Origin of the sequence: Maribacter sp. 1_MG-2023 (assembly GCF_030547005.1) — a bacterium.
Classification (GTDB): domain Bacteria; phylum Bacteroidota; class Bacteroidia; order Flavobacteriales; family Flavobacteriaceae; genus Maribacter.
The window spans coordinates 110,605-124,243 of the sequence record NZ_JAUOPN010000001.1 but is presented as its reverse complement, the minus strand read 5'-3'; the positions used below and the strand labels follow the sequence as shown (position 1 = coordinate 124,243).

Below are 13,639 nucleotides of genomic sequence, written 5' to 3'. Positions count from 1 at the left end.
TAATCTAGTTTAATTATTAATCCCTAATTAAATTATAACCATCAAATCGTTCATCTATTATCATTTGTACAATTTGAGCTTCCTTATATCCAACAATATAAAAACGTTCATTTCCTGTTTCATCAATATTCTTAAATTTTCTTGCCACTTTGTTAGCTTCTTCAAAAGTGTCAAATAATTCTGCATTATTAAGACTCATATCAAAATATTTTCGCTTTCCATTCTTAGTAACAAAACTTACTTTGGTCAAATATTCGAATGGCACCAATACATTGCGCCCTCCCTTCAATAATATAACATATGGTGATTGATAATCTTCTAGAATTGAATGTATTTCTAATTCATCAATCTCATATATTGTCGCCACATATTCTTTAACTACCTTAATTTCCATAAATAATAAGTTTTAGGACATCATATTTTCACTCGTTGGTTACTCAACATTAATATCTTATACGCTATTTTAAAAATACTCTAAAGTTTATTGATATTTACTGATAAAAAAATAACGAAATTTTTAATCTCCTTTACGGTTTCCCGTAATTATAGATTTATATAAATATATAACTTGTGAGCAATCTGAAAATTTCACCTATTATGTATCAATATAAAAAGGGTCAATATTTAATCAAATCGAAAAGCCAATTCGAACTAGTTAAACAAAAGGCATGAATTTATATAATTGTATAATTCTAGAATTGTATATTTATTCTCACAAAAACGAAGTTCCCCTAATAAGTACCATAATGGAGTTTTAGTAATATTACGGTAGACCATCTCAATGAATACGAATTTCAGTTTTTTAGAACAGCAATATCCTAGCCTTTTCGCCATAAGCGAACTTTCAGAAAAATTAATTTATATAGACCCTAGTTCATCTCTTTCTAAGTCTAGGTTGTTTTCTGAGAAACTTAGTCAACTAGTTTGGGAATTTGAAGAATTAGGCGACTTTATGGGGACTCAGAATGACCGTATTTATAGGTTGTCTTCGCTAAATATTGCACCAGATATTATTACAAGCATTCTACATACGGTACGTAAATCTGGAAATCAAGCCAGCCACGATGGTACCGGCACTTTTCCGCAAGCTCATTTCATTCTAAAAAAGTGCTTTCAATTAGCAAAATGGTTTTATGAAACCTATGAGCAAGATTATATAGAAATAAATACTTATACCCTACCTGAGAAGGAAGATACCGCATCTGATGAACTCAGTGAGAAATTAGAAAAGCTTTCTAAAGAGTTTACCGATTATAAAAATAAAATAGCTGAGCTTAATAAAAATAAAGAAGAAGTTACGGCTCGTAAACAACGAAGTGATGCCCGAGCCAAGAATCTTGACTTAAGCGAGGAAGATACAAGACTAACGCTTATAGACCCAAAGTTAATTGAAGCTGGTTGGGAATGTGACACCCTTGAACTTAATTATAAGAAAAATAAAACCCTTCCTCAAAAAGGTAGAAATATCGCAATTGCCGAATGGCCTTGTGATGGCAAATGGGCGGACTATGCTTTATTTGTGGGAACAAAACTATACGGTATTGTAGAAGCTAAGAAATACGCCAGTGATATTTCAACTGACTTAAGACAGTCCGATATTTATGCAAAACGTATTTCTGTAGATGACAATTTTGAAATCTTAGGAGAATGGCAAGATTATAAAGCACCTTTTTTATTTTCAACAAATGGGCGTGAATTTCTAGAGCAAATAAAAACAAAAAGCGGTATTTGGTTTTTAGATATACGTAAAGAAAGAAATAGAGCTTATCCAATACGAGGTTGGTTTTCACCTACTGGCTTGGTTGAACTTTACGAACGTGATATAGAAGCAGAGAATCAAAAGTTAGAACAAAGCGATTACGATTATTTACAAGATAAAAACGGTTTAAGCCTTCGAGATTATCAAATAGATGCGATACAAAGTGTTGAAAAGAACATTCGAACAAACTTTGATGAAAATCGTTCTCTTTTGGTCATGGCAACGGGTACCGGAAAAACCAGAACCGTTATTGGACTTTCTTACCGATTGATTAAAGCCAATCGTTTTAAGCGAATATTATTTTTAACGGATAGAAAACTTTTAGCACAACAGGCTTTTGGAAGCTATCAAGATGTTAAGATAGAACGCATTAACACCTTTGCAGATGTCTATAAAATGGAATACGTGAAAACGCTGATTCCTGATTCGGAAACACGTTTGCACTTTGCTACAGTACAAAGTATGGTAAAACGGCTATTTTATGGTGATAACGAGCTGCCTATTGACACTTATGATTGCATTATCATTGATGAAGCCCACCGTGGTTACAATCTAGATAAAGAGCTCGATGAAGAAGATTTGGAGTTCAAAAATCAAGATGATTATGTTAGCCAGTACAAGAAAGTTATAGAATATTTCAATGCCTATATAATAGGTTTAACTGCAACACCTGCATTACATACCACTGAAATTTTTGGCAAACCGGTTTATTCGTATTCGTATCGCCAGGCTGTAATTGATGGGTATTTGTCGGACCATGAACCTCCGTATCGTATAAAAACACGATTGAGCGAAGAAGGCATACTTTGGAAAAAGGGTGAACGCCCTAAAGTATTTAATCCAGAGACGAATAGTATTGAAGAACTTGCAGAATTGGAAGATGACCTATTGGTAGAAATTGAGCAGTTCAACAAGCTGGTCATCACTCCTGATTTTAATAGGGTCGTTTTAAAAGAACTGGTGCAACATCTAGATCCGGATAGCGATGAAAAAACCTTGATTTTTTCCGTTCGTGATTCACATGCAGATATGATCGTGGAGATGCTTTATGAAGAGTTCGAAAAAATAGGACTTGAAGTGCCCCAAAATGCTATCAGGAAAATAACAGGGGCAGCGTATGACCCTGAGCAACTGACCAAGGAATTTAAGAACGAGAAATTTCCGAACATTGCGGTAACGGTAGACTTATTGACCACGGGCATAGATGTTCCTAAAATTTGCAACTTGGTATTTATGCGCCGGGTAGGTTCTAGAATTTTGTATGAACAGATGATAGGTCGTGCTACCCGTCTATGTGAAGAAATAGGTAAAGAAGATTTCAAAATATTCGATGCTGTAAGAGTGCATGAAGCCTTACAGGATTACACGCAAATGAAACCGGTTTCTAATCCATCTACAACATTTACGCAATTGGTGAATGAATTAGATGCTATCGAGTCCGATGAGCGCGCCAAATCTCAAGGAGAACAGCTTATTGCAAAATTACAACGCAAACGCCGTAAGATTGAAGAAAATAGCTTAGAAGAGTTTATTTATATGGCTGGCGGTAAAGAACCTAAAGAAGTCATACAAGCAATTAAAGAAGCTAGTGCACAAGAAGTAAAAGCGATTATTAAAGAATTTAAAGGGCTGTGGAATTATCTTGACACTAAAGTCTACAAACCAAAGCATCAATTATTATCAGACCATAAAGATGAATACTTAGGTACAGAACGCGATTATGGGAAAGCCAAAAAGCCAGAAGACTACATAGAAAATTTTAAAAAATTCTTATTAGAGAATCAGAATAAAATAGCCGCTTTAAAAGTGATTGTGTCTAAACCTAGTACCCTTGATAGAAAGTCACTTAAAGAGCTCCGCCTTCTGTTAGACCAAGAAGGGTTCAATGCAAAAACCTTGAATGCCGCTTGGCACGATGCTAAAAACGAAGATATTGCTGCAGACATTATTGCCTATATTCGTACACTTACCTTAGATGTAGATTTGGTAGGGCATGAAGAACGTGTTCATAGAGCTTTTGAAAAAGTAAAAGGTATGAAACCCTGGAACAAGATTCAGCAAAAATGGCTAGACCGTTTTCAAAAGCAGCTATTGGCAGAAACAGTTCTTAGCAAAGAAGATTTGGACAAAGAGCCATTTAAGGGCGAAGGCGGTTATAACCGCATTAACAAACAATTTGAGCAACAATTAGATGATGTGTTAGAGACCATTAATGCTAATCTTTACGTTGCCTAATCATAAAATACAACAATTACATGAGTGCAGATGAAATAGCCAATAAGCTTTGGAACCTTTGTAACGTATTACGGGATGATGGGGTTACCTATCACCAATATTTAAATGAGCTTACGTACATTCTATTCTTGAAGCTGAGTGAAGTAAAGGGTTTTGAAGAACATATTCCTGAGCAATACCGTTGGCGTTCTTTTGTGGAGGAGACCGATAATGCAGAATCTTTTCAGCGTTACCGTAGTTTCTTGGCAGAAGTGAGTAATGAGACTACCAGTGCAGGTATTAAGGAGATTTATGCTAATGCCTCTACAAGTCTTAGAAAACCGGTAAACTTTAATACGTTGGTGCAAGCCATAGATGACTTGGATTGGTATGAGGAAACCGACCGTGATGTCATGGGCGATATTTATGAAAGCCTATTGGAAAAAAATGCAGGTGAAAAGAAAAGTGGTGCTGGGCAGTATTTTACACCAAGACCATTGATTAATGTGATGGTGGAATTGATGGCACCCAAATTGGGAGAACGTTGGAACGACCCTGCAGCAGGAACTTTTGGATTTATGATTTCTGCGGATGAATACTTACGCACCAAACATGATAACTATTTTGAACTGGACGAAAAAGACCGAAAGTTTCAAGTAGAAAAAGCATTTAGTGGTGTTGAGCTGGTGGGTGATGCCCACCGTTTGGCTTTAATGAATGCGAGATTGCACGGTATGGAAAGCCAAATTATTTTAGGTGATACCCTAACGGAAATGGGAAAAGAACTTAAAGGCTATGATGGCGTATTGGCTAACCCACCGTTTGGGACTAAAAAGGGAGGTGAGCGCCCAACCCGTGATGATTTTACCTACCCAACCAGTAACAAGCAGCTTAACTTTTTACAGCATATTTATAGAAGTTTAAAAAAAGATGGTAAAGCACGTGCAGCTGTAGTATTGCCCGATAATGTCTTGTTTGAGGATGGTGATGGGCAAAAGATTAGGCGTGATTTAATGGATAAATGCAATCTGCATACCATCTTACGCTTACCAACAGGTATTTTCTATGCTGCAGGAGTAAAAACCAATGTACTTTTCTTTACCAGGGGCACTACCGAAACTGAAAATACAAAAGGTGTCTGGTATTTTGATATGCGAACCAACGTACCTAATTATGGTAAACGCACCCCATTTACTAGAGCGGCATTTAATGAATTTATAGAAGCCTATACCGGTGGTGTGGAACCTGAGAAGTTAGCGAACGATTTTGATAGCGTTATTGATGAAACCGCTAGAAAAAAGATAAAAAATGAACGTTGGCAATATATAGATCGAGAAACCATAACCAAGAAAAACGACTCCTTGGATTTAGGTTTAATTGCTGATGATAGTGTTAGTAATGGCGAGGATTTAGGAGAACCTATTGATATAGCCAAAGAGGCTTTGACAGAATTGGAAACCATTACCCAGCAGTTGCAGGCGATGATAAAAGAACTAGGTTAATGGCAAGTAGAGGCGATATTGATTTTATTAAAGTACAACCAACTTTATATCATAACTGGATTAAAATTGGGTTTGAGGAAGCCTTGAAAAAAGCACCCAAGTACGTTAAACACAAAACTAAGGGATTGGCATTGCAAGGGAAATATCCAGTAGTTGATCAAGGTGACACCTTAATTGCTGGATATATTGATGATGAAAAGTCCATTTATAAAGGAGATACTCCAGTAATTATTTTTGGGGATCACACTAGACATATTAAATACATAGATTTCACTTTTGCAGTTGGTGCAGATGGTACGAAAATTTTAAAGCCTTCGTCAATTCTTAATGAGAAATTCTATTATTATTACTTAAAATCATTAAAAATACCAGATTTAGGCTATAGTAGGCATTTTAAAATTCTTAAAGAAGTTCAAGTTCCTTTACCACCCCGCCCCGAACAGGACCGTATTGTTGCTAAAGTAGATATTTTAATGGCTCAGGTGTCAACCATGCAAAAAAGTTTGGAGCGGATACCCCAACTCTTAAAAGATTTTCGACAGCAGGTGCTCACCCAAGCGGTTACCGGTAAGTTGACGGAGGAGTGGCGTGAGGGGAAGGAGTTGGAAAAATGGAATTTGGTATTTCTAAAAGATATCACCAATAAAATAGGTAGTGGTTCGACTCCAAAAGGTGGTTCTAAAAATTATAAGAAGACAGGTATTCCCCTAGTTCGTTCTATGAATATTCATTTTAATGGAATTAAATCGGATGGACTAGCTTTTCTAGATAAAAAACAAGCTGAAAAGCTTAAAAATGTTGAAATACATAAAAATGATATTTTATTAAATATCACTGGGGCTTCAATCGGTAGAGTTTGTATAGCAGAGGATTATATTGTTGGAGGAAGAGTTAATCAACATGTAAATATAATTAGATTGAATGAAGGTATTTCACCAAAATATGTAAATATGTACTTATCCTCTTCACAAATTCAAAACTACATATTTAATGAAAATTACGGTGTCACAAGGCAAGCTTTAACAAAAACACAAACTCAAAATTTACAAATAAATCTTCCCCAAAAAGCGGAACAATTAGAAATTGTACAACGTGTTGATTTTCTTTTGGCAACTGCAAATGAGATAAACAAAAAATATAAAATTTTAAAAAATAAAATTGATTCGCTACCCCAAGCCATTTTACATAAAGCTTTTAAAGGGGAGCTAGTAGAGCAATTACCTACAGATGGTGATGCCAAAGATTTGTTGAGGGAGATAGAGGAGTTGCGAAAAGAAAAAATCTGAATTCAATTAACATGACTCTAGCCGCTATTTACATATTTGACTATCATTTATTTGAAACACCTTTTACATTAAATTTTGGTGGAAAATATATATACAAATTAGAAGAAGATCCAAAGACTATAAATATAACCCGAGAGCGAAACCCTAAATATTTAGAAAGTTTTTTTGATGAATCAAAAACATTACTTAATGTTTCAGCTATAGTTGGGTCTAATGGTGCAGGAAAAACTTCTTTGATGTATGAAATAGTTGAAGCTATTGATAGAAACAGTGGTAATCAAGTTATAATTTTTGAAGATGGAGAAACAGCCATCTTTCATAACTTTATGAGAATAAATAAAAAGCTTGCTATCCCTTTTTCCTTCAAAAATATCGAAGTTGATATCAATACGATTTATTATAGTCCTTTTCTTGATTTTAAACCAGCTTTAAGCGGAGTTGATTTAAGTTTTGATAATATTTTAAGTAAGGATTTAGAATCTTTATCCTATTTATCGCCGCCATCTGGATTCGTATTACCGAAAGAGGTAATCAAGCGAGCGAATTACCGAAGGATAAGGAATTTAAAAGTTTCGGAATTAGCTAAGCCAATTAAGGAAATATTTGATTTTCCCGATGATAATTTGCACCGTATCACATTTACCAGATATAGAATCGATGCTGACGAATACGAAGTTTTTTTTGATAATACGCCCAATGATTTTCGACCATTTTTAAAAGGTTTATATAAAAAAATAAAAACAGAGTCCTATCAAATTAGAAATTCCAAAAGGGATACCGATAAAGATCAATTCATCCTTCAGAAAAATTTAATGAAGAATTACATTTTGATGGATATTTTCTGTCTTCTCATAAAGTTAATGGAAATGGAAAACTCGTATCTTAAAGAGGGGCATTTTGATAAAATTGATGTGTATGATGAAAAACTTATAGAAGCCAACAATCCATTTAAATTATATAAAATTTGGTTTGAAGACTATTATTACTCCAAAGGAGGACAAAAGAATTTACCGGATAAGGAAATTTTAAGTTTATTGGATTTTCTTTTTAATTATATTGATAATATTGAATTTGATAGTAATCAAAGAGGGTCGATTTACTTTGATTGGAGTTTAAAGTCAATATTTCTGGAGACCGAAAAAGTAGACGAATTGTATGAGTTAGAACGCAAATTAATTAGCAGTTTAAGTAAATATTATGCGGTAAGTGATTCAAATGATAACATTGAATATAGGACGGTAAACGAAATTCCAAACTATATCAATTTGGAACCGTCATCCAGAAATTTAAGTTCAGGAGAAACTGCCATGTTGAACCTGTTCAGTAGAATCCATGAGTATTTTGATACCAATGTAATTTCAGAAATGCCAACAGAAAGAAAGTACAAGCACTATCTTTTATTGTTGGATGAGGCGGATTTGGGTTTTCATCCTATTTGGAAAAGATATTTTGTGAAAACGTTAATTGAGTTTTCTACAAAACTATTCAAAAAAATAGATGCGAAAGTACAAATCATTTTTACCACACATGATCCATTGTCACTGAGTGACTTACCTTCGAACAATATAGTTTATGTGAATAAGTCTCAAGATAATTCTTCTAGTTACATAATATCTGATTCAGACCTTCATAAACCGAGGCACTCCTTTGGAGCCAATCTCACTGATTTATTAGCGGATTCTTTCTTTTTACAAGATTCTCTAATGGGAGATTTTGCAAAAGATAAAATTCAAGAAACAATCAATTGGCTAAGGAATGAAAATCGAAATTTAGATGAGAAAGAATATCATAAAGATTTAATCAGGATTGTAGATGAACCCATTCTGAGTACTAAGTTGGAAGACATGTACTATGAAGTCTTCAGGGATGAAACGGATAAAGAAAGTAAAAAACAGCATTTAATGGAAATGGCACAACGATATGGTCTTGATATAAATTTTGGCGAGCAATGATTTACCTAGGAGAGCAAAAAGAAGCGCTACAAAATTACAGTAATGAAATTACATGCTGGTTAAAAATTAAACTTTGGGGAAAACATTCTGTCGCTAATCCTCACGGTCATAATTGTGGTAATGAATTGTGTAAAACATGTTCGAAACCATTAAAGATTAAATCGGATCTAAATCCCGATTTTGTCGGCTGCTTTACCCAGCGTAATATAGAATATATTATAGCCTCAAAACCTGACGAACTGCTTCTGATTGAAGAGGTAATTAAGAGAATGTTCACAGGAAGAGGATATGATGAAAATGATTTTAAAGAAGAGTGTAAAAAGCTTTTTGTCAAAGCCGGGTATGAAAACTACTTCTATAAAAATCTCAATTATCAATTAGCCCAATGGTTAGACATTCATACCTGCACTTACTGTAACAGACAATATATTTTGGTCATGAGGAAAACTAATGGTGAAAAGGGAATGGTACCTCAGTTTGATCATTGGTTTACAAAGAGCAAACATCCTTTGCTTGCACTGTCATTTTATAATTTAATTCCTTCATGCAGCATATGTAACAGCTCTATAAAATCTACGGCAACCTTAAACTTAGAAGACCATTTACATCCTTATATTGATACTGGAATTTCAAAATCGTTTCGATTTAGTTACCTCGCGAAATCTCCTTCTGAATATGAAGTAATATGTAAAAAATATGACCCTTCTGGTTTAAAAGCCCAAAACACTATTGATATTTTAGAAACAAAATTATTATATAAGGGACACTCAAAGAAAGAACTTCAAGATTTAATTGACTTACGTTATAAATATTCCGATAACTATCTAGATACTCTTTTAAATAAGACTTTTGAGAATTTGGAAGTTTCCAAATCAGATAAATACCGCCTTATTTTCGGTATCGAAATAGATGAATCCAACTATCATAAAAGACCCTTCAGTAAGTTCAAGAAAGATATAGTTGATGAACTCATAAGAACTTCAAAAAGGGTTTAACTTTATTTTAAATGAAAGAAATCCAACAATTATTAGACATTACCGCTTCATTAAAGAAGCAATTTGAAGGAAAGCTAGATTTTTCTTTAGACGGTAGATTGGTAGGTGACATAGGTGAAGCTTTGGTTAGCGAAATGTTTGACATTGAACTTTATGGTAAAAATGCACCTGTATATGATGGTATTCATAGACAGAGTAAAATAGAAGTTCAAATAAAAGCAAGCATGGGTTATTACTTCAGTTACCCTTATAATATAGATTTAGAACACTATATAGCTGTTCATATAGAGCCAAATGGTACGTTGGAGGTTATTTATAACGGACCAGGGAAGTATATCAACCAATTTTTGAAAGAAGGTAACAGGAAGTTTTATCGAAATATATCTACCACAGTTACCGCTGTAAATTTAGGAATCTTGAATAATAAATTAAAAAAATCGGAACAATTGCCACAAGCCAACTTAACCAATGAGACTCTTTAGTTATTGTCTTCCAGTAGACGACGGAGCAGCCCCCAATCCCTATTGGGGTACTTGTACTCTTGCTATTTGTAAACCTAAAATAAGAAGCGTAGCAAAAATTGGTGATTGGATTGCTGGTGTTGGTTCTGTAAATGTTAGAGGAAAGAGCTATCGAAATAAATTGGTCTATGCTATGAAGGTTACCAATAAAATGACCATGAAAGAATATGATGATTATTGTTTAAAGTATTTACCTAAAAAAGTTCCAGACATTAATAACAACGATTATCGATTAAATGTGGGCGATTCAATTTATGATTACTCGCAAAGTGAACCAAAATTAAGAGATAGCGTTCATAATTGTCTTAATAGAGAAAGGGATCTTAACGGTAAAAATGTATTACTATCTAATCACTTTTATTATTTCGGAGATAATGCGATAGATTTACCCAAAAGATTATGGCCTATTATTAAACAAGGTCAGGCACATAAATCCGATGCAAATGAACTTTATAAACTTGATTTTGTTGACTGGTTAGAAAAAACACCATATGACCCAAATCAACTACATGGAAAACCACAAATTGTATTAGATTTTAAACATCGTCATCTACAGAACTGTTCTTCTAAATGCTAAAATCATAATTATTAAATACTCCAAAATTTTATGAAATTCCATCCTTATATAGGTGAAACCTACTCAAATTCACCTATAAAATTACTTGTTTTAGGTGAAAGTCATTATTGTAAGAAGCCAGCATGTTGCTTTAATGAACCTTCTCAATTGAAATGTATTTCCAAAACGGCGCAAGTGCTTCAGGAGTATTTAAATTATAAAAGAGGTTCAGGATATTATGGCAGATGGATGAATACTTTTACAAAATTTTCCAATGTGCTAAACGGCACTAAACAATCAAATAAAGATTCAATCAAATTTTGGGAAAGTGTGTCATTCTATAATTTTGTACAAGTCCCAATGAAAAAACCGCGCCAATCACCTTCACATCAGGATTTTGATTTGAGCTATCCTGATTTTAAAAAAGCTGTAAAAACTGTTGACCCAGACTTAATTTTTCTTTGGGGTGATAGATTGTGGTGTAATATTCGAAAGGAGGATATATCAGGCAAACGTAACCCAGCGTCTAATACCTTCGCATATTTCAAGTTTGAAAAAGACTATCCACTACTCGTTCTTCCACATCCCTCATCATCAAAATTCTCGTACAATCTTAGGGGGGCAATCGATTCTTTTATCGCGAAGAGATAAGAATACTGAATATTTAACTATCTAATCTAATTTGCTAAAACATTAATAATTAAATCATGAAATATTTAGCTTGTCTCATCTCTTTCCAAATCTTTTAAACTTACCGGAATAAGGGTATGTCCAAACATTTCTAAAACATGATTAACCCTTGCAAGGTTAAGGTTTGTCTTACCTTGTTCAATTTTACGAACAACAGTTAATGCTACTCCTGCCCTTTCAGCAAATTCCTCCTGAGTAAGATTCACTCGTTTTCTTCTTTCTTTTACGAATTCAGCTAATTCTTTCATTATATGCAATTAGATATAATTTCACTATAACATATAAAATTATATGTTATTACGTATAGTTTTAAAAACCATCAAAAACCGTATTAGCAGCATTTATTCGAGCTGTATCATCCACCTGATGATATTGGTTAAATGATTTTATATCGGTGTGTCCTGTAATACTCATAATAACTTTATCAGGTACACCTTTATTTCTCATAATCGTAATAAAACTTCTTCTAGAGGTAGGTGCCGAAATTTTGTTATTTAACTGTTTTACGAATCTTTTTTGAACTACACCTTTTACCCAAGAATACTAAACATAATAAATAAGTCCATTTTTTCCAATGTCTAGAAATTAGCACGCATTATAGCATAATACGAAACAGTTTTAAAATACGTTAGTTTATATCTACCGAAGCGTCTGTATAAGTTTGTAACAATTAAATTATGTAGTTAATGAATGTAATTAAAAAAGTTATTTTTTTCCTATTGAGTCTGGTTTCTTTATTTGTATTCTTTTATCTACTTGGCTTCCTCTTTGTATTATTTGAAAAGCTATCTAATCTTTCGATAATTTTGATAACCCTTTTAGGTGGAGGCTTTATCGGTATCATAACATTTGGTTATATATCTATTTTGGACATATTAATCCCAAAGAACAAGATTGCAAACGCTATATTTATACTAATCGCTATTGTAATTGGAATTATGAATATAACAGTCCATTGGCAAATAGATATAAGTTTAATCCCGAGACTATGTTATATTTTTATTTGCACAGGTTCTTGTCTTTTGATTATTAAGTCAAGGCTTATTCCATCCGATTCATAAGTCTTTTGATAACGCCTGAATGATTCATTTAAATCTAAAGGATTAATACTATAAACTAAATAGTGAACTTCAAATTTGGAATTTTAATACTGGTTTTTGCCTTTGCCTCTTGCAGTACCTACAGATGTTATCGTGGAATTTATGCTACAGAAAAACTTTTGTTACTTGATAGCGCATCAAAAGACAAAATCATAACGAACGATACCCTATATCTCAACAATAATATATATTTAAATAAAGCTATATTTAATTGCTCTGACAGTCGTACTAGAGAGATGCGCATACTTGGAAACTTAAAGGATTCGACTGTTTTACTAGTTCCTTTCGAATCTGATCTCATCAACGATTCTATTTTATTCGTGAATACGCAGTTTTTTATATCTCCTTTGAATCGTGGAATAATAGTTGCTACTAGTAAAAAAGGAAACGAAACGCACTATAAATACCCGGAACAAGCCAAATTAAATTCCCTGATTAAGAAATTAGACAAAGAAGGTCTGTACAAATTGGAAAATGAAAAGTTTGTTTTTGTAACATCATCTATATCACAAGATGCATTTAAGAAGTATTGTATAAATGCAACGTGTTATGTTCCAAGTCCAGGACTATTATATGACCAAAAAATCAACTTAAATAAATTAAAATCAGTAGATTCTCTTGATTACAAAATTGAATCATGGCTAGATAATCTTCATTGAAACATTTAATTAATTACTCCTATAATGAATAAAGAAAACGAAATACGCAAGTTAATGAGTCATGGAGAAAAAGTTTTCGGAGATAAATCAAACTTCCAAATATGGCTTAACTTAGAAAGTAAAGCCTTAGGAAACATTACCCCAAAATCTCTATTAGAAACTGAAGAGGGAATACAACTAGTTAATGATGAATTGGGCAGAATTGAGCATGGCATTTTTTCTTAATACCGGTAGTAAATAAAATATATCCTAACCTTTGTAAGCAAGTATAATTAGGAAAACTAAAACCAATGCCAAAGCCACACTTACCACCCATTGAAGGATTTTAAATTTAGTGATTAGGTTTGTTTCAAAACTATCTAACTTTTGTATTATTCTTTCCATAACAATCTATTTTTTTTAAAA

Annotated in this window: 13 protein-coding genes and 1 pseudogene; 10 read left to right on the top strand and 4 right to left on the bottom strand. The window is 33.3% G+C overall.

Annotated elements, in window-relative coordinates:
- Window positions 1–16: 16 nt before the first annotated feature.
- The gene (locus Q4500_RS00670) at window positions 17–394 is read right to left on the bottom strand and encodes a hypothetical protein (protein WP_303597832.1); all 378 of its coding nucleotides are present in this window, start codon (window positions 392–394) and stop codon (window positions 17–19) included.
- Window positions 395–781: 387 nt separating this feature from the next.
- Between Q4500_RS00670 and hsdR the strand changes: the two genes are divergently transcribed.
- The 8 genes from hsdR to Q4500_RS00630 are packed head-to-tail and all read left to right on the top strand — an operon-like array spanning window position 782 to window position 11,436.
- Window positions 782–3,994, top strand: a complete 3,213-nt coding sequence (hsdR, locus tag Q4500_RS00665) for a type I restriction-modification system endonuclease (protein WP_303597831.1) — start codon at window positions 782–784, stop codon at window positions 3,992–3,994.
- Between the two features lie 20 nt (window positions 3,995–4,014).
- Window positions 4,015–5,475 carry an N-6 DNA methylase gene (locus Q4500_RS00660; protein ID WP_303597830.1) on the top strand — a complete coding sequence of 487 codons (1,461 nt, stop codon included), beginning with the start codon at window positions 4,015–4,017 and terminating at the stop codon, window positions 5,473–5,475.
- Window positions 5,475–6,761, top strand: a complete 1,287-nt coding sequence (locus Q4500_RS00655) for a restriction endonuclease subunit S (RefSeq protein ID WP_303597829.1) — start codon at window positions 5,475–5,477, stop codon at window positions 6,759–6,761. The genes Q4500_RS00660 and Q4500_RS00655 overlap by 1 nt, the downstream gene beginning before the upstream one ends.
- Window positions 6,762–6,772: 11 nt before the next feature.
- Window positions 6,773–8,713 (top strand): AAA family ATPase, encoded by a 1,941-nt coding sequence (locus tag Q4500_RS00650; protein WP_303597828.1) that lies wholly within the window; start codon window positions 6,773–6,775, stop codon window positions 8,711–8,713.
- Window positions 8,710–9,708 (top strand): hypothetical protein, encoded by a 999-nt coding sequence (locus tag Q4500_RS00645; RefSeq protein WP_303597827.1) that lies wholly within the window; start codon window positions 8,710–8,712, stop codon window positions 9,706–9,708. The genes Q4500_RS00650 and Q4500_RS00645 overlap by 4 nt, the downstream gene beginning before the upstream one ends.
- A gap of 11 nt (window positions 9,709–9,719) precedes the next feature.
- Entirely contained in the window at window positions 9,720–10,190 is a 471-nt protein-coding gene (locus Q4500_RS00640; protein WP_303597826.1) for a hypothetical protein, read from the top strand.
- On the top strand, window positions 10,177–10,806 hold the full coding sequence (locus Q4500_RS00635; RefSeq protein WP_303597825.1) for a hypothetical protein: 630 nt from the start codon (window positions 10,177–10,179) through the stop codon (window positions 10,804–10,806). The genes Q4500_RS00640 and Q4500_RS00635 overlap by 14 nt, the downstream gene beginning before the upstream one ends.
- A gap of 30 nt (window positions 10,807–10,836) precedes the next feature.
- On the top strand, window positions 10,837–11,436 hold the full coding sequence (locus tag Q4500_RS00630; protein WP_303597824.1) for a uracil-DNA glycosylase: 600 nt from the start codon (window positions 10,837–10,839) through the stop codon (window positions 11,434–11,436).
- Window positions 11,437–11,501: 65 nt separating this feature from the next.
- Here Q4500_RS00630 and Q4500_RS00625 read toward each other — a convergent pair whose 3' ends face one another.
- Both Q4500_RS00625 and Q4500_RS18635 read right to left on the bottom strand, forming a co-directional pair.
- Complete coding sequence (locus Q4500_RS00625) at window positions 11,502–11,723, bottom strand: helix-turn-helix domain-containing protein (RefSeq protein ID WP_303597823.1); 222 nt, start codon at window positions 11,721–11,723, stop codon at window positions 11,502–11,504.
- A 61-nt stretch (window positions 11,724–11,784) separates the two neighbouring features.
- Window positions 11,785–11,973, bottom strand: a pseudogene (locus tag Q4500_RS18635) (tyrosine-type recombinase/integrase); the annotation flags it as partial.
- 838 nt (window positions 11,974–12,811) lie between these two features.
- Here Q4500_RS18635 and Q4500_RS00620 point away from each other — a divergent pair.
- A complete protein-coding gene (locus Q4500_RS00620; RefSeq protein ID WP_303597822.1) occupies window positions 12,812–13,234 on the top strand; it encodes a hypothetical protein in 423 nt (140 codons plus the stop codon).
- Between the two features lie 24 nt (window positions 13,235–13,258).
- Entirely contained in the window at window positions 13,259–13,459 is a 201-nt protein-coding gene (locus Q4500_RS00615) for an MbcA/ParS/Xre antitoxin family protein (protein WP_303597821.1), read from the top strand.
- A gap of 24 nt (window positions 13,460–13,483) precedes the next feature.
- On the opposite strand, the gene Q4500_RS00610 is transcribed toward Q4500_RS00615, so the two are convergent.
- Complete coding sequence (locus Q4500_RS00610; RefSeq protein ID WP_303597820.1) at window positions 13,484–13,618, bottom strand: hypothetical protein; 135 nt, start codon at window positions 13,616–13,618, stop codon at window positions 13,484–13,486.
- Window positions 13,619–13,639 lie beyond the last annotated feature (21 nt).

Bases quoted from the DNA above. Each gene is read 5' to 3' on its own strand.
- Q4500_RS00670 (WP_303597832.1), bottom strand. From the start codon at position 394: ATGGAAATTAAGGTAGTTAAAGAATATGTGGCGACAATATATGAGATT.
- Q4500_RS00650 (WP_303597828.1), top strand. From the start codon at position 6,773: ATGACTCTAGCCGCTATTTACATATTTGACTATCATTTATTTGAAACA.
- Q4500_RS00620 (WP_303597822.1), top strand. From the start codon at position 12,812: ATGCGCATACTTGGAAACTTAAAGGATTCGACTGTTTTACTAGTTCCT.
- Q4500_RS00645 (WP_303597827.1), top strand. From the start codon at position 8,710: ATGATTTACCTAGGAGAGCAAAAAGAAGCGCTACAAAATTACAGTAAT.
- Q4500_RS00655 (WP_303597829.1), top strand. From the start codon at position 5,475: ATGGCAAGTAGAGGCGATATTGATTTTATTAAAGTACAACCAACTTTA.
- hsdR (WP_303597831.1), top strand. From the start codon at position 782: ATGAATACGAATTTCAGTTTTTTAGAACAGCAATATCCTAGCCTTTTC.
- Q4500_RS00660 (WP_303597830.1), top strand. From the start codon at position 4,015: ATGAGTGCAGATGAAATAGCCAATAAGCTTTGGAACCTTTGTAACGTA.
- Q4500_RS00615 (WP_303597821.1), top strand. From the start codon at position 13,259: ATGAATAAAGAAAACGAAATACGCAAGTTAATGAGTCATGGAGAAAAA.
- Q4500_RS00625 (WP_303597823.1), bottom strand. From the start codon at position 11,723: ATGAAAGAATTAGCTGAATTCGTAAAAGAAAGAAGAAAACGAGTGAAT.
- Q4500_RS00640 (WP_303597826.1), top strand. From the start codon at position 9,720: ATGAAAGAAATCCAACAATTATTAGACATTACCGCTTCATTAAAGAAG.
- Q4500_RS00635 (WP_303597825.1), top strand. From the start codon at position 10,177: ATGAGACTCTTTAGTTATTGTCTTCCAGTAGACGACGGAGCAGCCCCC.
- Q4500_RS00610 (WP_303597820.1), bottom strand. From the start codon at position 13,618: ATGGAAAGAATAATACAAAAGTTAGATAGTTTTGAAACAAACCTAATC.
- Q4500_RS00630 (WP_303597824.1), top strand. From the start codon at position 10,837: ATGAAATTCCATCCTTATATAGGTGAAACCTACTCAAATTCACCTATA.